The organism is Pantoea sp. X-Soil-OKNW-713 (assembly GCF_059730685.1).
On the sequence record NZ_AP035995.1, the window covers coordinates 1432772 to 1452125 of the forward strand.

Here is a 19354-nt window from a genome sequence, read left to right on the forward strand (position 1 = left end):
GACGGTTAAAAAGGAGACACCCATGCGATTGATGCGTGCCGCGTTGCTGTTTGGCAGCGTGTTGAGTGGTTCCCTGCCAGCGCTGGCAGCGGATGTTCAGGTTCAGGTTTTGCAGGACCATCTGGATCACCCCTGGTCGGTGGCATTTCTGCCCGACAATCACACCTTGCTTATCACTGAACGTTCGGGTCAGTTACGCAGTTGGCAGCCTGACAAAGGCTTATCCGCGCCAATTAGCGGCGTGCCAAAAGTGTGGGTGCAACGGCAGGGTGGGTTGCTGGATGTGGTGCTGGCACCGGATTTCGCACAAAGCCGCCGTGTATGGCTCAGCTATACCACGGCTGACGCGGCGGGGCGTGCGGGTGGCGTAGTCGGCTATGGTCGCCTGAGTGATGACAATCGTCAGTTGAACGACTTCCGGGTGGTGCTGGAGCAAACGCCAAAACTCTCCAGCGGGGCTAATCTGGGTACACGGCTGGCGTTCGACCAGGCAGGATTTTTATGGATTGCCTTCGGTGACAATTTTGCCAGCAGCAGCGCACAGGATCTGGACAAGCTCTCTGGCAAGATCGTGCGCCTGACGGCTGACGGTAAGATCCCGGCAGACAACCCCTTTGTGCATCATCAGGGCGCGCGCGGTGAAATCTGGTCATATGGCATGCGTAATCCACAGGGGCTGGCGTTGAATCCGTGGACGCAGCAGATGTGGGAAAGTGAGCACGGTCCTCGCGGAGGCGATGAAGTCAATATCCCGGAAAAAGGCAAAAATTATGGCTGGCCGTTGGCGACCTGGGGCATTGATTACAGCGGGCAGAAAGTGCCGGAATCCAGGGGCGGCGAAGTTGCGGGCACGGAGCAGCCGGTATTTTACTGGAAGGTTTCCCCGGCCATCAGCGGGATGGCGTTTTATAACAGCGCGCGTTTCCCGCAGTGGAAAAACTCGTTGTTTATCGGCGCGTTGAAGGAAAAAAGTCTGATTCGCCTGATGGTCAATGGCGAGAAGGTGGTAGAGGAGCAGCGCCTGCTGACTGATCGGGGGGAACGTATTCGCGATGTTCGTCAGGGGCCGGACGGTTTCCTGTATGTGCTGACCGACGAGCGTAACGGTAAATTATTGAAAGTGGGGCTGGCCGCGAACGCCAGTGCCCCACGCGGGTAGTTAGCGTACCCAGTTACACACTTCCCAGCCACGCTGCTGCGCTTCCTGATGCAGCAGCTGATCCGGGTTGATGACCCAGGCATGATCGGCATGGGCCAGCAACGGCAGGTCGTTCATTGAGTCGCTGTAGGCCCAGGTGCGCTCAAAACGTCGCTCCTGCTGCAACGCTTTCCAGTCGCTCAATCGTGCCACTTTGCCCTCTTTGTAGGTCATGGTGCCGTAGGTCAGGCCGCTGTAGCGGTTATTGACAATCTCCACGCCAATGGCCAGCGCACCATGCACGCCAAGGCGCTCGGCAATCGGTACCGCCAGGTGCTCACCGCTGGCGGTGATAATCATCACGGTATCGCCACGTTGTTGATGCCAGTTGATGCGTTCGCGTGCGGCGGGAAAGACACGCGGCAGGATATCGCGGTGGATAAAACGCCGCACCCAGCCAGATACCGTCATGGTTGCCATTCCGGCCAGCGGGGCAAGTGTGGTGTTCATATATTCTTCAATTGAGAGCGTTCCGGCGTGATATTGGGTCATTAGCGACTGTTCGGCGCTAATCAGTTCGGCGGGGGCAAAACCCTGTGAAACCAACCAGCGCAGCCACAGGCTGGTGCTGTCTTCACAAATCAGGGTTTCGTCGAGATCGAACACGGCTAAGTCCATCATGATTCTCCTCAGGCTGACTGAAATCAGGTTAGCGGAAATTTGTGACTGGCTTAACTGATCTGCGAAAAATCGGAATTTCTCGCAATTTTTCACAGATGGCGACAGAACAAAGGTGGCAGCGCAACGGTGATGGTGCCAGGGTTACTGTAATAATTTCTATAAAACTTTACCGACAGACGGTTTTTTTCCGCAGCGCAAACCGGTAGTTTTTTAGGCAACGTGCGTCTTGCAGGAATGAGCCACGATTTAACAAGGACAATTATCTGGTCATACACATGAAAAAATTACTTAATGCTTCTACCTGGCGGCCTTTTGCTGCCTCCTCCCTTCTGTTCGTGCTTCTTCCGGTTTCCGCCCTGGCTGAAGAGGCCCCTGCCGCGCCACAAATTGAAGCCAAAGCCTGGATTTTGATGGATTACAACAGCGGTAAGGTGCTTACCGAGTCGAACGCCGATCAGCGTCTGGACCCCGCCAGCCTGACCAAAATGATGACCAGTTATGTGGTCGGTCAGGCGCTGAAGTCAGGCAAAATTCATGAAGACGACATGGTGACAATCGGTCAGGATGCCTGGGCTACGGGTAACCCGAAGCTGAAAGGATCGTCGCTGATGTTCCTCAAACCCGGTGACCGCATCCCGGTTTCTGAGCTGAACAAGGGGATTGTCATCCAGTCTGGTAACGATGCCTGTATCGCGATGGCCGACTATGTCGCGGGGAGCCAGGATTCGTTTATTGGCCTGATGAACAACTACGCGAAATCCTTCGGCCTGCAAAACACCCATTTTATGACGGTGCACGGCCTTGATGCGGATGGGCAGTACAGCACTGCGCGCGATATGGCGATTATCGGTCAGCGGTTGATCCGTGATGTACCGGAAGAGTATGCGCTGAATAAAGAGAAAGAGTTTACCTTTAATAACATTAAGCAGATGAACCGTAACCGTCTGCTGTGGAGCAGCAACCTCAAGGTTGACGGTATCAAAACCGGCCATACTTCGGGCGCGGGCAACAATCTGGTTTCATCGGCGACTGACGGTGACATGCGTCTGATTTCCGTGGTGTTGGGTGCTGAAACCGATGCCGTTCGCTTCCGTGAGAGCGAAAAACTTCTCACCTGGGGTTTCCGTTTTTATGACACCGTGACCCCGATTAAAGCGGATAAACCTTTTGCTCAACAGCGTGTCTGGTTTGGCGATCGCCAGGAGGTCAACCTGGGTGTGGAGAAAGATGCCTCCATCACCGTGCCGAAAGGGCAGATGAATAACCTCAAAGCCAGTTACACCCTGACGTCACCGCAGCTGGAAGCGCCGCTGAAGAAAAATCAGGTGGTGGGTACCATCGATTTTCAGCTGGATGGCAAAACGGTTGATCAACGTCCGTTGGTGGTGATGGAAGATGTGCAGGAAGGGGGCTTTATCGGCCGTATCTGGGATTTCATCGTGATGAAATTCGATAGCCTGTTTGGTAAGTGGTTTAACTAACCGTCATCCGTAATGGCGCGACAAATCGCGCCGTTACGGAATCCTTTTACCCGCGAACCCATCCCTTACGAATCGGCAGCGCGAACAGCGCGCGGTAGATCTGATGTGTCAGCGCTAACATGCGTGAACCGTAGAGTTGCCATGCGAGATTTGAGGCCAGGCAGCCAAGCATTCCCACCAGAAATCCTCCCAGCATATCCAACGGCCAATGCACGCCAAGATAAACGCGTGACCAGGCGATGGCGATGCCGGTGAGCAACAAAATCACACCCGACCATAAACGGTGCCAGCAAATGAACGCCAGCGCGAAAGTGAAAATGGTGGTGCCGTGATCGCTGGGGTAGGAGTCATCGGCGGCATGCGACAGGAACTGATGGCCCAGTCCGATCACAAACGGGCGCGGATGCGGCAACAACTGACTGATGCACCAGGAGATACTCAGGGCATAAATCAGCGCCATACCGGTTTTTAATACCAGGGTGCGCTGTGAGGCCACCTGTTCACGCGGTCCCCATAGCCACAGCATCACGATCAGCAGCGGGACAATGGCGATCAAGTCGCGTGCGATAAAAGTGGCCAGGCTCAATAACCATTCCGGTGAATTCGGCGTGGCGTTAATCCATAAAAACAGCGTGCGGTTGATCTCTTCCATTACGCTCTTCTGTTCCTCGTCTTGTTTACCCAAAAAGAAACGCCAGCAAAAATCAGCATCTGGGTCAGCCATACCCACCATCCCGCCCACAGATTGTGGGAGAAGAAGTGCGCGCCACGCATTACCTGGCCGTATCCCATCAATAATCCGAGGGCAATACCGGTCAGCAATGCCAGCAGGGCACGGCGTGGCTTCTCTGGCCACCACAGGAAAAATAATCCCATTACCGCAAACCCGCTCGACGCATGACCACCCGGGAAGCATTGACCGGGACCGCTGTTCTCAGGCACTGCGCTCAGCAGGGTAAAGTTCGCGGCTTTACCACCGAACATCGCCAGATCCCAGGGACAGGAGTGCGCGCTGTGTGCCTTCAGAATGCCGATCACCAAGGGTCCCAAGCCCAGCAGCAACGCGACCAGAACCCGCCTGCCATCACGTATCTGAATGCCACGCAACAGCATCACGACACCGCCAATGATGATTGCATCCTTCAGCAAGCGATGGTTGATCAGATCCAGCCAGCGGTTGTGTTGCCACGGGAAACGCTGGGTTAGCGGATCAAACCAAAACTGACTGATGGCGATATCAAGGCTTTCATGGCGTGACCACAGCAGGAAAACCGATGCTAAAAATGCCAGCAAAATAAAGTTGATAGCGTAAAAGCGACGTGACAGCGGGTAAATAGCCGGGTTCTGAATCCTGATACGGGTTGTTGAATTGTTTAGTTTTGATGACAGCGACATGAAAGTTTGCGGATAGTGAAACCAGGTGCACAGGGTCGCAATTCGCGCTTAAGAGAACCTTAAGCCACTTACGACGGGCATAAAAAAACCCGTCAGTCAGTGACTGGCGGGCTCCTCAACTTGGGGATTTCAAAGAAAAGCAGTGGCATTAATTCAGACTGCACCCCGGAAAAAAAGTTCTGGACTCAGTCGAAAAATTTTTATAAGGGCAAAATTGGCCAAATAATGACGATTAGCGTACCGGCCAGCGTCAGCAGCACGTTGGCAATCGCATAGGTTCCGGCATAGCCCAGCGCCGGAATATTGCTGCGTGCGGTGTCGCTGATAATCTCCATCGCCGGGGCGCAGGTGCGTGCCCCCATAATCGCCCCGAACAGCAGTGCGCGGTTCATTCGCAGTACATAAGCACCAAACAGGTAACAAATCACCACCGGCACCAGACTGACCAGCAGGCCACTCAGTAACATCAGCGCACCTTCGCTGCCCAGCCCGTGTTGCAGGCCGCTGCCTGCGCTAAGGCCGACGCCCGCCATAAACACCATCAGGCCGAACTCTTTTACCATCGTCAACGCGCCCTGAGGGATGTAACCAAAGGTCGGATGGTTGGCACGCAGAAAGCCCAACATGATTCCGGAAAACAGGAGCCCGGCCGCGTTACCGATACCAAAACTGAAATTGCTGAACTGGAAAGTGATCATGCCGATCATCAAACCAATAATAAAGAAGGCGCAAAATGCCAGCAGATCGGTCATCTGACTATGGATGGCGATAAAGCCGATACGATCGGCAAGACTTTTCACGCGCTTAGCCTCACCGCTGACCTGCAACACATCACCTTTGTTCAGCATGATGCTGTCATCGATCGGCATTTCAATCTGGCTGCGGATAACGCGGTTGAGGAAACAGCCATGATCGGTCAGCTTCAGATGATTGAGACGTTTATTCACCGCATTATGGTTCTTCACCACAATCTCTTCGGTCACGATGCGCATATCCAGCAGGTCACGGTCGAACACTTCTTTGCCGTTACGGAAGCTGGGATCGAGACGGGCATGGGCATCGGGATAACCCACCAGCGAAATCTCATCGCCAAGTTGCAACTGAGCATCCCCATCCGGGCTGGCAAGGATACCGTTGCGGCGCAGACGCTCGATATAACAGCCGGTCTGACGATGAATGCCCAGTTCACGCAGATTTTTGCCGCCACTCCATGCCACCAACTCTGGCCCAACGCGGTAGGCGCGGATCACCGGAAGGAAAACTTTACGCTGACTGTCAGCATCCAGACCGCGCTCACGGGCAATTTGCTGGGCGCAGGTCGGCAGGTCCTGATGTTGCAGACGTGGCAGGTAGCGTGCGCCGAAGATCAGGCTGACCAGACCGACCAGGTAGGTAATGGCATAGCCGAGGCTGAGATGATCCTGCATCAGGTTCAGTTGCTGATTATCACTGATACTATGCCGGAGCGTGTCCCCGGCACCCACCAGCACCGGTGTGGAGGTCATGGCTCCTGCCAGCATGCCAGCGGTCAGGCCAATATCCCAGCCGAACACTTTACCCAACAGCAGCGCCAGCAGCAGGGCGCTGCCCACCATCACGATGGCGAGAATAAAATAGTTTTTACCGTCACGGAAAAAGATCGAAAAAAAGTTGGGTCCCGCTTCGACGCCGACACAAAAAATAAACAGCATAAATCCGAGGCTCAATGCAGCGGTATTTATGGCGAAATGTTGTTCACCTAAAATAAGCGATACTACTAATACGCCAATGGAATTTCCGAGCTGGACAGAGCCAAGGCGTAATTTACCCAGACAGAGACCGAGGGCTAAAACCACAAATAATAACAGGACGTCATTTCCGCTTAACAAATCTGCGACGTTAATATTCACGCTTTAACTTCTTATTTACCTGTAACATGTTGATGAAAAGGTCGTTTTTCGCTATCTTGTGGCGACCGCAGGTGCCCGTTTTGCCGGGAGGGCAGGGACCGAATTTTGAAGCGGCGTCATTCTAATCATAATTAACACCCTCAGCTATCGGCAGTTTTCATTCCTTCCGCATTCAGCTGTTTCTTTTTATTTCCACTCGTGTGCCAGGGCAGTTAAAAGTTTCAATATTGTTAACACTGAAGTTGAGGTTGGTTATGTTGCAGCGTAATAATCGCTGGCCTGCATCGGTGCTGGGCGTAACGCTATATACGCTGGTGTTTATTTTTGCCCATCATTTTTGGGTCTCACCGGGTGAAAGGTCGATAGGTGGTCAGCCAGAGTTGCTGCTGTTTCTGCTGCCGGGCATTGTGGTGGCGCTGATGCAGCCGGAAAGTCCGTTAAAAAGTACGCTGTGGGTGGCACTGGCGGGGACGGTGCTGGGTACGCTGTGGGTGTTGCTGGTGCTGAATCTGAGCCATAGCGGCTGGATGGTCATCTGGGGATTGAGTGCGCTGTTTTGGGCGGGCTGTGGCGCGCTATTGGTACGTTTGCTGCGCATCATGCTGGCAATGCGATCATGAGGCAGGTGTAGCGGCGCGATTTATCGCGTGGGTTTTGTCACCAGAAAACCGCGCGATAAATCGCGCCGCTACGATCTGTTATACCGCGAAATCCAGATTCTCTTTCGTCCATGCGGCGAAATCGGTATAGCCACCGATATGCTGCTGGTCGAGGAAAATCTGCGGCACCGTAGTGACCGGTTTACCCGCACGGGCTTCCAGATCGGCTTTGGTGATGCCTTCCACCTGAATGTCGACGTACTGATAATTAAAATCGTCACGTTCGGTGGTCAGTTTGGCGGCCAGTTCCTGGGCGCGTACGCAGTAAGGACAGCCGGGACGACCAAAAATCACTGCAAACATTGCTTCTCTCCTTCCGCTGCTGTTTTGTGATGAAAGTCACATCACAGCGTGAATAATGGCAGACATGATGCCCGCTAAAAAGGGTGAAAGAAAGAAGGAATTGCCTGTTGTTGTGATGCGCAGGGTCTTTAAAACTGCGCATCTGGCCCACGAAAAGTACGCCGCCATTCGCTGGGGCTGACGTTAAAACGCGCTTTAAAGCGCTGGCGAAATGAAATGGGCGACTGATAACCCGCCAGTGAGGCGACAGTCTCAATGCTGTGATCGGTGGTTTCCAGCAATTCCTGGCTGCGTCGCAATCGCTCCACATTCAGCCACTCGCCGGGCGTCATGCCGGTGGCTCTTGAGAAATGGCGAGTCAGCGTGCGTCTGCTCATGCTGACAAAGCGTGCCAGTGAAGCGATATCATGCGGCTTATCAAGGTTGTGGCGCAAAAAATCGATCAAATCGTTGATCTGACTATCTCGTGTGGAATCGGGCACCACGCGTTCAATAAATTGTGCCTGACCACCTTCGCGATAGGGAGGGACCACCATTCTTCTGGCAACCCGATTGGCGATGGCGGCGCCATAATGATCGCGCACGATATGAAGACAGCAGTCGATACCGGCAGCGGTGCCCGCTGAAGTGATCAGACGTTCGTCGCGGGTGTAAAGCGCGTTGTTATCCAGACGAATTTGCGGGAAACGCGCGGCAAAGTCCTGTTCAAACTCCCAGTGCGTGGCAGCCCGACGGTGATCCAGCAGCCCGGTATAGGCCAGCACATAGGCTCCGAGGCAGAGTCCCACCACTTCCGCGCCGCGCTGCCATGCCTGAATCAACGCGTGTGATAATGCGGCTGAAGGTTGTTCATCCGGATGCTGCCAAAACGGGACAATCACGATATCAGCATTGGCAAGGGACTCCAGGCCGTGCCCGACATGGATGGAGAGGCCGTTATCAGAGGCGATCACCCCAGGCCGTTCTGCGGCAATATCCACTTGAAACAAACCTTCCTGCGGCATGGCTTTACCAAATACCATCAACGGTACTGAAAAGTGGAACGGGCTAAATCCCCGACTGGCCACCACCACCACACGCAATGCAGACATCGTTAGCACTCCAGGTTAAAAGCTCAGGGTTTCACCATCTTCTGGCACCAGGATCTGATGTTCAAGTCCCTGCCCGGCAGCAAATTCACGCAGTTCCTTACGACTCAGCAGACAATGATTCACCGCTTCCATATGGGAGGCCACAATCATGGCGGCGGGCAGTCGCTGATGGGTGCGCAACGCATCCTCTTTGCCCATGATGATCGCGCCGAGGCCGTCCAACGTAGCGCAACCGATATTCAATACAATGACTTCCGGTGTAAAGGTGTTCAGGCTATCGACATAGGGTTTTACCCAGACGGTATCTCCCGCAATATACAGTGTTTGTTCGTTTTCATGACGGAAAACCAGGCCGCAGGCATCGCCAAGACGTTCCGCCACGGCGGGGATCGCATAAGCCTCATCGCTACCGTGCTGCCCTTCGGTTTTACTGATAATGATACCCGCAATATTGTTTTCCGCGGCCAGGGCCTGCACCTGACTAAAACCCTGTGAACGCAGTAGGGTGGCATCCCGTTCATTTTGGGTGTAGATGAGGTGGTCTTTGGGAATCCGCTGCTGCGCGGCCTCATCCCAGTGATCCTGATGGGTATGGGTGACAATAATGATATCGACATCAAGTAGCTCATCGATGCTCAACGGCAACGGAACCAGCGGGTTACGCAGATGGGCGCGGGCCGAACCCGGAAAGCCGGGCCATGCGTCTTTATCAGCGAACATGGGATCGATCAGGAAGCGCACACCGGCATACTCGAGTTTTAAGGTTGCGTTACGAATCTGGGTCAGTTTCATGTTTTATTTCTCCGACAATATTGAGCTGTCAGTATAAAAATCCCCCGTGCTGGCAGTGAGTCGGCACAATGCCATCCTTCGATGGAAAAGGGTCACATTAAGCCACCGGATTACCACCAGGCAATTGTGCTATAACAGACGGCTTAACGGATTGAACTGTGGGAGAGTCATCTCATGAGCAACCTGGCCCGATTACCAAAGCCGGTGCTGTTACTGGAAGCCATCGGCGTGATCGCCGTGATTGGCGCACTGGCGTTAATTAATGACTGGATAGCGGCGCCTGCCGCTATCAGTGAAAAGACGCTGGCGACGGTGTTGTTCATTGTCGGCATCGTGCTGATGCTGCCCGCCGCCTGGTTGATGATGTGGCGTACCGCCAAAGCGATGGCCCCTCAGTTGTTCAATCAACATGACAAAAAGAAGTAACCGGAGAGGATTATGACGCCGACCATTGATTTACTGTGCAGCCACCGTTCCATTCGTGCTTTTACCGATCAGGATATTGATCAGGCGCAGCGCGACGCCATTATTGCAGCGGCACAAGCGGCTTCAACCTCCAGTTTTTTGCAGTGTTCCTCGATTATTCGTATCACCGATCGGCAGAAGCGTGAGCAACTGGTGACACTGACTGGCGGGCAGCCGTGGGTGAGTGCCGCCGCGGAGTTTTGGGTGTTCTGCGCCGATTTTAATCGTCATCTGCAAATTTGCCCCGAAGCGCAACTGGGGCGCGCCGAGCAGTTATTGTTGGGTTGCGTGGATACCGCGCTGATGGCGCAGAATGCGATGATAGCAGCGGAATCGCTCGGTCTGGGTGGTGTATTTATCGGCGGTATCCGCAACAACATCGCGGATGTCACCACGCTGCTCGGCCTGCCCAAGTTTGTGCTGCCATTATTTGGTTTCTGCATCGGCCATCCTGCCGCGGTGCCGGATATCAAACCCCGTATCCCGCAGGCGATGCTGGTGCATGAAAACACCTATCAACCTTTCGATGCGGCGGTGCTGGCGGAATACGACAGCCGCACCAGCATCTATTATCAACAGCGTGACAGCAATCAACGCGCGGAAACCTGGAGCGAGCTGATTCAACGCCTGATCATAAAAGAAACGCGTCCGTTTATGCTGGATTACCTGCACCAGCAGGGCTGGGCAACCCGTTAAGCACAAGGAATTCTGCGATGAAAATGGCCATTCTCTCCCGTGATGGACAGCTCTATTCGTGTAAGCGTCTGCGTGAAGCAGCGGAAGCGCGTGGTCATCAGGTGCAAATTATCGATCCGCTTTCCTGTTATATGAATATCAACCCGGCGTCGCCTGCGGTGCATTATCGCGGTGAACCGCTCGGGCATTTTGATGCGGTGATCCCGCGCATCGGATCCGCCATTACCTTTTACGGCACGGCGGTGCTGCGTCAGTTTGAGTTGTGCGGCAGCTATCCATTGAATGAGTCGGTGGCGATTACCCGGGCGCGTGACAAACTGCGCTCGCTGCAACTGCTGGCGCGCGAAGGGATCGATATGCCGGTCACCGGCTTTGCTTCGTCACCGGATGATACCGATGATCTGATCACTATGGTGGGCGGCGCGCCTTTGGTGGTGAAGCTGGTGGAAGGGACGCAGGGCATTGGCGTGGTGCTGGCGGAAACCCGTCAGGCGGCGGAGAGCGTGATCGATGCGTTTCGTGGTCTTAACGCGCATATTCTGGTGCAGGAGTTCATCAAAGAAGCGCAAGGGCGGGATATTCGCTGCCTGGTAATTGGCGATGAGGTGGTCGCGGCGATTGAACGTGCCGCCAAAGAGGGCGACTTTCGTTCCAATCTGCATCGCGGCGGCAAGGCTTACCCGGTGCGCATCACCGATCAGGAGCGTGAGATTGCAGTCAAAGCGGCCAGCACCCTGGGGCTGGAAGTGGCCGGTGTTGACATTTTACGTGCCAACCGAGGGCCACTGGTGATGGAGGTGAATGCGTCTCCTGGTCTTGAGGGCATTGAATGCACCACCGGGATGAACATCGCTGCCATGATGATAGACTGGATTGAACAGCACGCGCTGCCCGGTTTCCGTCTTAAAACTGGTGGCTGAGACGCGCTTTTCAGCGTTTTTCGTGGCATCGATTTCATTTTTTCCGTAAGCTAAGGCGCTTATTTCTTCACCCCACGGGACATGACGATGGATTCACTGGTCGTTCCTGACATCGACGTGCTGCGTCGCTGGCTGGATCAACAAAATATCACCTGGTTCGAATGCGATGCCTGCCAGGCCTTGCATCTGCCGCATATGCAGAATTTTGACGGGGTGTTTGATGCAAAAATCGACCTTGTGGATGGTGTAATCCTGTTCTCAGCGCTGGCTGAAGTGAAACCGACGGCGTTGATTCCGCTGGTGGGCGATCTGTCGCAAATCAATGCCAGCTCCCTGACGGTGAAAGCCTTTATCGACATTCAGGATGATAATCTGCCGAAGCTGATTGTCTGCCAGTCGCTCAGTACCACCGCCGGATTAACCTTTGGTCAGTTCTCGCACTTTATGAAGCAAAGCGAGGAGCAGGTTTCTATGGTGATTATGGAAGCCTTCGCCAATAATTTGCTGATGATGGGCGAGGAAGAGGAGCGACAACCCAGCTCACTCGGCCGTGCGATGCTGCACTGATTTTCCTGTCTGATTAACTGCCGCTTTTTGCGGCAGTTTTCATTTTATCCCCACCACTTTTTATTCTGCATTTTGCCCTAAATCGCCAGATATTTGTCGTGCTTTATGCCGCGCATGCCGAACCCCATAGCAGAAACATGCATAACTTATCGCAAAAAGGCGTTTTTTACGCTGGGATCTGGTACAGGTGAAGCGGGGCGGCTATTCTTGCGGGGCTGCTTGAGACGTGCAACCTCAGCGCAGGTATAGGTTTTTACTATTAAACTCCCGCTGAATATTGATTCATTGTGTGCCTGTAAATAAACAGAAAACGCAACGTCCGGATCGCGTGTATGCAGCGTTGTGATGACCCGCTCAGGAGGAAGGAAAACATGTTCAACCAACGTAAAAAATGGTTGTCAGGTGTGGTTGCTGGTGTACTGATGACAGCGTCAGCTGGTTCACTGGCCGCAGATAAAACGCTGCACGTTTATAACTGGTCTGATTATATTTCGGCGGACACGGTTCCGAATTTCGAAAAAGAGACGGGCATTAAAGTCGTCTACGACGTGTTTGACTCCAACGAAGTACTGGAAGGCAAACTGATGGCCGGTAGCACCGGTTACGACGTGGTCGTGCCGTCGTCGAGCTTCCTCGCGCGCCAGCTGCAATCTGGTGTGTTCCAGGAGCTGGATAAGAGCAAACTGCCGAACTACAAAAATCTCGACCCGGATCTGATGGCGAAAGTGGCTCAGCACGATCCAGGCAACAAATACGCGATTCCTTACCTGTGGGGCACCACCGGTATCGGCTATAACGTCGATAAAGTGAAAGCTATTCTGGGTAAAGACGCGCCGGTTGATAGCTGGGATCTGGTGTTGAAGCCGGAAAACCTGGAAAAACTGAAAAGCTGTGGTGTTTCCTTCCTCGATGCGCCGGAAGAGATTTTTGCCACCGTGCTGAACTACCTCGGTAAAGATCCGAACAGCTCTGACCCGAAAGATTACTCCGGTGCAGCGACCGATCTGCTGCTGAAACTGCGTCCGAGCATTCGTTATTTCCACTCGTCGCAGTACATCAACGACCTGGCGAACGGCAACATTTGTGTGGCGATCGGTTGGTCGGGTGACATCCTGCAAGCGAAGGACCGTGCTGCTCAGGCGAAAAATGGCGTGAACCTGGCCTACAGCGTTCCGAAGCAGGGCGCACTGGCGTTCTTCGACATGATGGCGATTCCGAAAGATGCCAAGAATCTCGACGAAGCCTACCAGTGGCTGAACTACATCATGGATCCGAAAGTGATCGCCGACATCTCTAACAAGATGAACTATGCCAACGGCAACAAGGCGTCACTGCCGCTGATCAATGCCGATGTACGTAACAACCCAGGCATCTTCCCGCCAGCCGAGATTATGTCCAAGCTGTTCGTGTTGAAAGTCCAGGATCCGAAACTGGATCGTGTACGTACCCGTGCATGGACTAAAGTTAAAAGTGGTAAGTAATTCGTTCTGAACGGATTCACTTGTATTAGGACGACAACAGAGGCGCGGTGATGGCCTCTGTTGTGCCATTTTTAGCGGCTGATGTTAACAGTCGCTAAGCGTTGGAGATAAGTTAGTGAGCGACGCGATTCCCCGCCCCCATAACAAAACCGCAAAGGCATTAACGCCGCTGCTGGAAATCCGCAACCTGACCAAATCCTTTGACGGCCAGCACGCCGTGGATGATGTCAGCCTGACCATTTACAAAGGTGAGATTTTTGCTCTGCTCGGTCCTTCGGGCTGCGGCAAATCGACCCTGCTGCGTATGCTGGCAGGATTCGAGGTGCCGAGTAGCGGTCAGATTGTGCTGGATGGGCAGGATCTCTCCCATGTGCCGCCGTATCAGCGGCCGATCAACATGATGTTCCAGTCCTATGCGTTGTTCCCGCACATGACGGTGGAGCAAAATATCGCGTTTGGCCTCAAGCAGGACAAACTGCCGAAAGGCGAAATCGCCAGCCGCGTTGAAGAAATGCTGGCGCTGGTGCATATGCAGGAGTACGCCAAACGTAAACCGCATCAACTCTCTGGCGGTCAACGTCAGCGTGTGGCGCTGGCACGTAGTCTGGCTAAGCGTCCGAAGCTGCTGCTGCTGGATGAACCGATGGGGGCGCTGGATAAAAAACTGCGCGACCGTATGCAACTGGAAGTGGTGGATATTCTGGAGCGCGTCGGCGTGACCTGCGTCATGGTGACCCACGACCAGGAAGAAGCGATGACCATGGCGGGACGTATCGCCATTATGAACCGCGGTAAATTCGCCCAGATCGGTGAGCCAGAAGAGATTTACGAACACCCAACCAACCGCTTCAGCGCCGAATTTATCGGCTCGGTAAATGTGTTTGAAGGATTGCTGCGTGAGCGCCGTGAAGATGGTCTGGTGCTGGAAAGCCCGGGTCTGGTGCATCCGTTGAAAGTGGAGACGGATGTCTCCATCGTCGATAACGTTCCGGTGCATGTAGCGCTGCGCCCGGAAAAAGTGATGCTGTGCGACGAAGTGCCTGCCGATGGTTGTAACTTCGCGGTGGGGGAAGTGGTACACATCGCCTATCTTGGCGATTTGTCGATCTACCATGTGCGTTTGCAGAGCGGTCAGATGATTAGCGCCCAGTTGCAGAATGCCCATCGTTACCGCAAAGGCGCGCCCACCTGGGGCGATGAAGTGCGCCTGTGCTGGGATGCAGACAGCTGTGTGGTTTTGACGGTTTAAGGAGGCGGAATGAGCCAGATTTCTCAACCCGGTGCCAAGCAGGCTGAACAGCCGGGCACCCCGCTACAGCGCTGGGCCACGCGCATCAAAATGCAACATGGCCGTAAGCTGGTGATCGCACTGCCCTACCTGTGGCTGGTGCTGTTTTTCCTGCTGCCGTTCCTGATCGTGCTGAAAATCAGTTTTGCCGATATCGCGCGCGCGATCCCGCCTTATACCGATTTGGTCACCTGGGCTGATGATCAGCTCAATCTGGTGCTTAATCTCGGTAACTATCTGCAACTGACGGATGATCCGTTATACGCCGATGCCTATCTGCAATCGCTGAAAGTGGCGGCTATCTCCACCATTATCTGCCTGGTGATTGGTTATCCACTGGCGTGGGCGGTGGCGCACAGTAAGCCTTCCATGCGTACCATCCTGCTGTTGTTGGTAATCCTGCCGTCATGGACGTCGTTCCTGGTACGTGTGTATGCCTGGATGGGGCTGCTGAATAACAACGGTATCCTCAACCGTTTCCTGATGTGGCTGGGCGTTATCGATCATCCGCTGGTGATCCTCTACACCAACACCGCAGTGTATATCGGTATTGTTTACTGCTATCTGCCGTTTATGGTGCTGCCCATTTATACCGCGCTGACGCGTATTGATTATTCGCTGGTGGAAGCTTCACTGGATCTGGGTGCGCGTCCGTTGAAGACCTTTTTCAGCGTCATTGTGCCGCTGACCAAAGGCGGGATTATCGCCGGTTCGATGCTGGTGTTTATACCGGCGGTGGGTGAGTACGTCATCCCGGAATTGTTGGGCGGCCCGGACAGCATCATGATTGGACGTATCCTGTGGCAGGAGTTCTTCAACAACCGTGACTGGCCGGTGGCGTCAGCGCTGGCGGTGATCATTCTGTTGATTCTGATCCTGCCGATTGTCTGGTTCCACAAACATCAAAACCGTGAAATGGGAGAGAAGGGATGAATCAGTTACCGGCTATCCGCTCCCCCTGGCGTACCGCGATTCTGGTGCTCGGCTTTCTGTTCCTGTATGCACCGATGCTGCTGCTGGTGGCCTATTCGTTTAACAGTTCACAACTGGTAACGGTGTGGGAGAGCTTCTCGTTCCACTGGTACCATGTGTTGTTCCAGGACGATGCGATGATCGATGCGGTGCTGCTCAGCCTGAGCATCGCCGCGATGTCGGCCAGTATGGCGGTGGTGTTGGGCACTATCGCAGCGGTGATTATCGTGCGTTTTGGCCGTTTCAAAGGGCACAACGGCTTTGCGTTTATGCTTACCGCGCCGCTGGTAATGCCGGACGTGATCACCGGGTTGTCGCTGTTGCTGCTGTTTGTGGCGATGGGCAATACCCTCGGCTGGCCGAGCGATCGTGGCATGCTGACTATCTGGCTGGCACACGTCACCTTCTGTACCGCTTATGTGGCGGTGGTAATCAACTCGCGCCTGCGTGAGTTGGACCGTTCGATTGAAGAAGCGGCAATGGATCTCGGCGCAACCCCCCTTAAGGTGTTCTTCGTGATTACCGTACCCATGATCGCCCCGGCCATCATTACGGGCTGGCTGCTGGCGTTTACCCTGTCGCTCGATGATCTGGTGATTGCCAGCTTTGTGACCGGTCCGGGTGCGACCACCTTGCCGATGGCGATCTTTGCTACCGTGCGCCGTGGCGTGAACCCGGAGATCAACGCCCTGGCATCGCTGATTCTGTTCGTCGTCGGTCTGGTCGGTTTTATCGCCTGGCGCTTTATGGCGCACGAAGAAAAGCAACGTTTGCGCGATATTCAGAAAGCAAGACGTGGCTGAAATCCGTAACATTTGCCACTATAGGAGAGGCTGGAGCTGACGTAATGCTGCTCAGGTAGGATACATTTCGTAGCGGCGCGATTTATCGCGCGGGGTTTTACACCTGCGACAGCGCGATAAATCGCGCAGCTACTGATTCGTGCAAACCTGATCAGCATGATGGCGCAGCCAGCCTTTTGTTATGGAGCCTGGTCGATGTCGGAAACCCTGAAAAAAGTGCCTTTGTTCACACCAGCGCCGGTGTTGGTTGCCGGTATCGCCATTATTGCGACACGCTGCATCAGCGTGGTGATGCTGGCGAATGAACTGGGTTACGAAGAGTTAGTCAATTTTGTCCACCGTAGCGCTCAGGCCTGGGATTCCACCGTCATTTTTATTGCCAGCCAGCTGATCTTTTTGTTTGAGCTGCGCTGTGCCTTCACCCTGATGCGCGGCAGTAACCGAGGGCGCTGGGGCTATGTGGCGACCCAGATTATCGTGCTGGGATATATGCTGATGGCATCGATGGGCTGGATTTACCCGGAGATCTTCAGTATCGATGGCGAAACTAACGCGCAGATCATTCACCATACCCTGTCGCAGAAACTGCCGGATGTGATGGTTCTGCTGCTGTTGTTTGTCCCGGCCAGCAGCCGCGCTTTTTTCCTGCGTCGGTGATACAATCGCCCCCCGTTTTTTCTCCCGATTTAGAATACAGGCCCCACCATGCATTGCGCGCTTTATGATGCCGACATCTGCCGTTCCTGCCAGTGGCTGGAAAAACCTTACCCGCAGCAGATTTCTGAGAAACAGTCGCTGCTGGAGCAACTGCTGGCGCAGCAGGCGGTAGGGGAGTGGCGCGCGCCGGTCACTTCGGTTGAACAGGGGTTTCGTAATAAAGCCAAGATGGTGGTGAGCGGCAGTGTCGAGCGTCCGGTGTTTGGCATGATGTCGCGTGATGGCGAGCCGGTTGATCTGTGCGCCTGCCCACTCTATCCTGCCAGTTTTGCCCCGGTGTTTGCCGTACTCAAACCCTTTATCGCCCGCGCCGGTTTAACACCGTATAACGTGGCGCGCAAACGTGGTGAGTTGAAGTTCCTGTTGCTGACGGAGAGCACCCAGGGCGGCATGATGCTGCGTTTCGTGCTGCGCTCTGCCAGCAAACTGGAACAGTTACGCGCCGCGCTGCCGTGGCTGCAACAGCAGCTGCCACAGCTGACGGTGATCTCTGCCAATATTCAGCCGGTGCATATGGCGATCCTCGAAGGCGAAGAAGAGATTGCGCTGACGCCTGATCAGGCGCTGGCCGAGAAGTTTAATCACGTACCGCTGTTTATTCGCCCACAAAGTTTCTTCCAGACCAACCCGCGGGTGGCAGCCAGTTTGTATGCCACCGCACGCGACTGGGTGGCGCAGTTGGCGGTGAGCAGCATGTGGGATCTGTTTTGTGGCGTAGGCGGTTTTGGTCTGCACTGTGCCAGCGCAGAGATGCAGTTAACCGGGATTGAGATCAACGCGGAAGCTATCGCCTGTGCTCGCCAGTCAGCTCAGCAACTGGGGCTGGAGAAGGTCAGTTTTGCCGCGCTGGATTCCACCCAGTTCGCCACCTCGCGGGATCAGGTACCGGAGTTGGTGCTGGTCAATCCGCCACGCCGTGGCATTGGGGCTGAGTTATGCGCCTACCTCAGCCAGATGGCACCGGAATACATTCTCTATTCCAGCTGCAATCCGCATAGCATGGCGCAGGATATCGCGCGTCTGAGTGCCTATGACGTCAGCCGCGTGCAGTTGTTCGATATGTTTCCCCATACCGCCCATTTCGAAGTGCTGACGTTACTGACTAAACGCTGAAGGGGTGGGGCGACGCCGTGCTCATCCTGAACCGAGGACAGTGCAGAACCTGTCAGGCATCACACCGCGCCGACCCCATAGCTATTATTCGGGGAACCACTTCTGATTGAGTTGCTGATACGTACCGTTGGCTTTGATTGCCGCCAGCGCGCCATTCAGCTGATCGCGTAGTTCGGTATTACCTTTACGTACCGCAATGCCCAGCCCGGTGCCAAAATAACTGGCATCCGTCACATGCGCACCAACCGGGGCCAGATCAGCATTGGTTTTCAGCCACTGATTTACCACGGCAGTATCACCGAATACGCCATCCAGACGGCCATTTTTCAGGTCGAGAATGGCGTTCTGGTAACTGTCATACGCCACCGCGACCACTTCCGGATGCTGCTCCAGCAGGTACTTCTGATGGGTGGTGCCGTTTTCCATACCAATCCGTTTGCCCTTCAACTGGGCGAAATCACTGAACTGGCCTTTACGCGCAATGACGACAGCCGAGTTGGCATAATAGGGTTGGGTGAAATCCACCTGTTTGCTGCGATCGGCGGTGATATCCATACCGGAGATGATGGCGTCATAGCGGCGGAATTTCAGAGAGGGGATCAGGCTGTCAAATGCGTTGTTGGTGAAGGTACATTCGGCCTTCATTTGCTGGCATAACGCTTTTGCCAGATCGATATCAAAGCCAACGATTTGATTTTCACGGTCCAGAGATTCAAATGGAGGATAAGTCGCGGAAGAGGCGAAGCGGATTTTCTCCGCCGCAAAGGCATTCATTGCCAGAGTTGCCAGTGCAGCAGCAACGATCCATTTTTTCATTTTTGAGGCTCCTGTAGATCATTTACGCCCGGAGGCGAACGCGTTACAAGATGCCATCGAATGCATCATTATGCAAGAATGTTGTAT

At 54.3% G+C, this 19354-nt stretch carries 21 protein-coding genes; 13 read left to right on the forward strand and 8 right to left on the reverse strand.

From position 1 onward, the window contains the following. Window positions 1-22 precede the first annotated feature (22 nt). The gene (locus AC6I8R_RS06580) at window positions 23-1159 is read left to right on the forward strand and encodes a PQQ-dependent sugar dehydrogenase (RefSeq protein ID WP_497832037.1); all 1137 of its coding nucleotides are present in this window, start codon (window positions 23-25) and stop codon (window positions 1157-1159) included. Here the strand turns inward: AC6I8R_RS06580 and AC6I8R_RS06585 are convergent, their stop codons facing one another. After that, on the reverse strand, window positions 1160-1816 hold the full coding sequence (locus tag AC6I8R_RS06585; RefSeq protein WP_497832740.1) for an HAD family hydrolase: 657 nt from the start codon (window positions 1814-1816) through the stop codon (window positions 1160-1162). It abuts the gene before it with no gap. Between the two features lie 278 nt (window positions 1817-2094). Here AC6I8R_RS06585 and AC6I8R_RS06590 point away from each other — a divergent pair, with 278 nt between their 5' ends. Beyond that, a complete protein-coding gene (locus tag AC6I8R_RS06590; RefSeq protein ID WP_021182559.1) occupies window positions 2095-3300 on the forward strand; it encodes a serine hydrolase in 1206 nt (401 codons plus the stop codon). 46 nt (window positions 3301-3346) lie between these two features. On the opposite strand, the gene ybjG is transcribed toward AC6I8R_RS06590, so the two are convergent. The 3 genes from ybjG to AC6I8R_RS06605 form a co-directional block, all read right to left on the reverse strand. After that, on the reverse strand, window positions 3347-3952 hold the full coding sequence (ybjG, locus tag AC6I8R_RS06595; protein ID WP_021182560.1) for an undecaprenyl-diphosphate phosphatase: 606 nt from the start codon (window positions 3950-3952) through the stop codon (window positions 3347-3349). Beyond that, window positions 3952-4695 carry a phosphatase PAP2 family protein gene (locus tag AC6I8R_RS06600; RefSeq protein WP_497832038.1) on the reverse strand — a complete coding sequence of 248 codons (744 nt, stop codon included), beginning with the start codon at window positions 4693-4695 and terminating at the stop codon, window positions 3952-3954. Before AC6I8R_RS06600 ends, ybjG begins: the two co-directional genes overlap by 1 nt. Before the next feature lie 200 nt (window positions 4696-4895). Next, the gene (locus AC6I8R_RS06605) at window positions 4896-6584 is read right to left on the reverse strand and encodes an aspartate:alanine antiporter (RefSeq protein ID WP_036624566.1); all 1689 of its coding nucleotides are present in this window, start codon (window positions 6582-6584) and stop codon (window positions 4896-4898) included. 254 nt (window positions 6585-6838) lie between these two features. Here AC6I8R_RS06605 and ybjM point away from each other — a divergent pair, with 254 nt between their 5' ends. Beyond that, the gene (gene ybjM, locus AC6I8R_RS06610; protein ID WP_021182563.1) at window positions 6839-7204 is read left to right on the forward strand and encodes an inner membrane protein YbjM; all 366 of its coding nucleotides are present in this window, start codon (window positions 6839-6841) and stop codon (window positions 7202-7204) included. A gap of 78 nt (window positions 7205-7282) precedes the next feature. Here the strand turns inward: ybjM and AC6I8R_RS06615 are convergent, their stop codons facing one another. The 3 genes from AC6I8R_RS06615 to AC6I8R_RS06625 form a co-directional block, all read right to left on the reverse strand. Further along, entirely contained in the window at window positions 7283-7546 is a 264-nt protein-coding gene (locus AC6I8R_RS06615; protein ID WP_013508468.1) for a GrxA family glutaredoxin, read from the reverse strand. A 128-nt stretch (window positions 7547-7674) separates the two neighbouring features. Then, window positions 7675-8637, reverse strand: a complete 963-nt coding sequence (locus tag AC6I8R_RS06620) for a GlxA family transcriptional regulator (protein WP_415174056.1) — start codon at window positions 8635-8637, stop codon at window positions 7675-7677. Window positions 8638-8652: 15 nt separating this feature from the next. After that, window positions 8653-9429, reverse strand: coding sequence for an MBL fold metallo-hydrolase (locus tag AC6I8R_RS06625; protein WP_415174057.1), 777 nt, complete (start codon window positions 9427-9429; stop codon window positions 8653-8655). 174 nt (window positions 9430-9603) lie between these two features. On the opposite strand from AC6I8R_RS06625, the gene AC6I8R_RS06630 reads away from it, so the two are divergent. From AC6I8R_RS06630 to rlmC, 10 genes are all read left to right on the forward strand, one after another. Next, window positions 9604-9855 carry a DUF1418 family protein gene (locus AC6I8R_RS06630; protein WP_021182566.1) on the forward strand — a complete coding sequence of 84 codons (252 nt, stop codon included), beginning with the start codon at window positions 9604-9606 and terminating at the stop codon, window positions 9853-9855. Window positions 9856-9867: 12 nt separating this feature from the next. Next, a complete protein-coding gene (gene nfsA, locus AC6I8R_RS06635) occupies window positions 9868-10590 on the forward strand; it encodes an oxygen-insensitive NADPH nitroreductase (protein WP_021182567.1) in 723 nt (240 codons plus the stop codon). A gap of 17 nt (window positions 10591-10607) precedes the next feature. Then, entirely contained in the window at window positions 10608-11510 is a 903-nt protein-coding gene (gene rimK, locus AC6I8R_RS06640; RefSeq protein ID WP_021182568.1) for a 30S ribosomal protein S6--L-glutamate ligase, read from the forward strand. An 87-nt stretch (window positions 11511-11597) separates the two neighbouring features. Next, entirely contained in the window at window positions 11598-12077 is a 480-nt protein-coding gene (locus tag AC6I8R_RS06645) for a YbjN domain-containing protein (protein WP_013508474.1), read from the forward strand. 371 nt (window positions 12078-12448) lie between these two features. Further along, window positions 12449-13558 (forward strand): spermidine/putrescine ABC transporter substrate-binding protein PotF, encoded by a 1110-nt coding sequence (potF, locus tag AC6I8R_RS06650; RefSeq protein WP_021182569.1) that lies wholly within the window; start codon window positions 12449-12451, stop codon window positions 13556-13558. A gap of 115 nt (window positions 13559-13673) precedes the next feature. Further along, window positions 13674-14807: a putrescine ABC transporter ATP-binding subunit PotG gene (gene potG, locus AC6I8R_RS06655; protein ID WP_021182570.1), complete on the forward strand. Its 1134-nt coding sequence runs from the start codon at window positions 13674-13676 to the stop codon at window positions 14805-14807. 9 nt (window positions 14808-14816) lie between these two features. Beyond that, entirely contained in the window at window positions 14817-15779 is a 963-nt protein-coding gene (gene potH / locus AC6I8R_RS06660) for a putrescine ABC transporter permease PotH (protein WP_415174059.1), read from the forward strand. Beyond that, window positions 15776-16621, forward strand: a complete 846-nt coding sequence (gene potI / locus AC6I8R_RS06665; RefSeq protein WP_021182572.1) for a putrescine ABC transporter permease PotI — start codon at window positions 15776-15778, stop codon at window positions 16619-16621. The genes potH and potI overlap by 4 nt, the downstream gene beginning before the upstream one ends. A gap of 195 nt (window positions 16622-16816) precedes the next feature. Then, on the forward strand, window positions 16817-17278 hold the full coding sequence (locus AC6I8R_RS06670) for a YbjO family protein (RefSeq protein ID WP_497832039.1): 462 nt from the start codon (window positions 16817-16819) through the stop codon (window positions 17276-17278). Window positions 17279-17326: 48 nt separating this feature from the next. After that, entirely contained in the window at window positions 17327-18451 is a 1125-nt protein-coding gene (rlmC, locus tag AC6I8R_RS06675; RefSeq protein ID WP_497832040.1) for a 23S rRNA (uracil(747)-C(5))-methyltransferase RlmC, read from the forward strand. 84 nt (window positions 18452-18535) lie between these two features. On the opposite strand, the gene artJ is transcribed toward rlmC, so the two are convergent. Continuing rightward, the gene (artJ, locus tag AC6I8R_RS06680; RefSeq protein WP_208725110.1) at window positions 18536-19267 is read right to left on the reverse strand and encodes an arginine ABC transporter substrate-binding protein; all 732 of its coding nucleotides are present in this window, start codon (window positions 19265-19267) and stop codon (window positions 18536-18538) included. Between the last annotated feature and the right edge of the window lie 87 nt (window positions 19268-19354).

Excerpts from the sequence above, each read along its gene's own strand:
- AC6I8R_RS06580 (WP_497832037.1), top strand. The coding sequence starts at position 23 with ATGCGATTGATGCGTGCCGCGTTGCTGTTTGGCAGCGTGTTGAGTGGT.
- AC6I8R_RS06585 (WP_497832740.1), bottom strand. The coding sequence starts at position 1,816 with ATGGACTTAGCCGTGTTCGATCTCGACGAAACCCTGATTTGTGAAGAC.
- AC6I8R_RS06590 (WP_021182559.1), top strand. The coding sequence starts at position 2,095 with ATGAAAAAATTACTTAATGCTTCTACCTGGCGGCCTTTTGCTGCCTCC.
- ybjG (WP_021182560.1), bottom strand. The coding sequence starts at position 3,952 with ATGGAAGAGATCAACCGCACGCTGTTTTTATGGATTAACGCCACGCCG.
- AC6I8R_RS06600 (WP_497832038.1), bottom strand. The coding sequence starts at position 4,695 with ATGTCGCTGTCATCAAAACTAAACAATTCAACAACCCGTATCAGGATT.
- ybjM (WP_021182563.1), top strand. The coding sequence starts at position 6,839 with ATGTTGCAGCGTAATAATCGCTGGCCTGCATCGGTGCTGGGCGTAACG.
- AC6I8R_RS06615 (WP_013508468.1), bottom strand. The coding sequence starts at position 7,546 with ATGTTTGCAGTGATTTTTGGTCGTCCCGGCTGTCCTTACTGCGTACGC.
- AC6I8R_RS06620 (WP_415174056.1), bottom strand. The coding sequence starts at position 8,637 with ATGTCTGCATTGCGTGTGGTGGTGGTGGCCAGTCGGGGATTTAGCCCG.
- AC6I8R_RS06625 (WP_415174057.1), bottom strand. The coding sequence starts at position 9,429 with ATGAAACTGACCCAGATTCGTAACGCAACCTTAAAACTCGAGTATGCC.
- AC6I8R_RS06630 (WP_021182566.1), top strand. The coding sequence starts at position 9,604 with ATGAGCAACCTGGCCCGATTACCAAAGCCGGTGCTGTTACTGGAAGCC.
- nfsA (WP_021182567.1), top strand. The coding sequence starts at position 9,868 with ATGACGCCGACCATTGATTTACTGTGCAGCCACCGTTCCATTCGTGCT.
- rimK (WP_021182568.1), top strand. The coding sequence starts at position 10,608 with ATGAAAATGGCCATTCTCTCCCGTGATGGACAGCTCTATTCGTGTAAG.
- AC6I8R_RS06645 (WP_013508474.1), top strand. The coding sequence starts at position 11,598 with ATGGATTCACTGGTCGTTCCTGACATCGACGTGCTGCGTCGCTGGCTG.
- potF (WP_021182569.1), top strand. The coding sequence starts at position 12,449 with ATGTTCAACCAACGTAAAAAATGGTTGTCAGGTGTGGTTGCTGGTGTA.
- potH (WP_415174059.1), top strand. The coding sequence starts at position 14,817 with ATGAGCCAGATTTCTCAACCCGGTGCCAAGCAGGCTGAACAGCCGGGC.
- potI (WP_021182572.1), top strand. The coding sequence starts at position 15,776 with ATGAATCAGTTACCGGCTATCCGCTCCCCCTGGCGTACCGCGATTCTG.
- AC6I8R_RS06670 (WP_497832039.1), top strand. The coding sequence starts at position 16,817 with ATGTCGGAAACCCTGAAAAAAGTGCCTTTGTTCACACCAGCGCCGGTG.
- rlmC (WP_497832040.1), top strand. The coding sequence starts at position 17,327 with ATGCATTGCGCGCTTTATGATGCCGACATCTGCCGTTCCTGCCAGTGG.
- artJ (WP_208725110.1), bottom strand. The coding sequence starts at position 19,267 with ATGAAAAAATGGATCGTTGCTGCTGCACTGGCAACTCTGGCAATGAAT.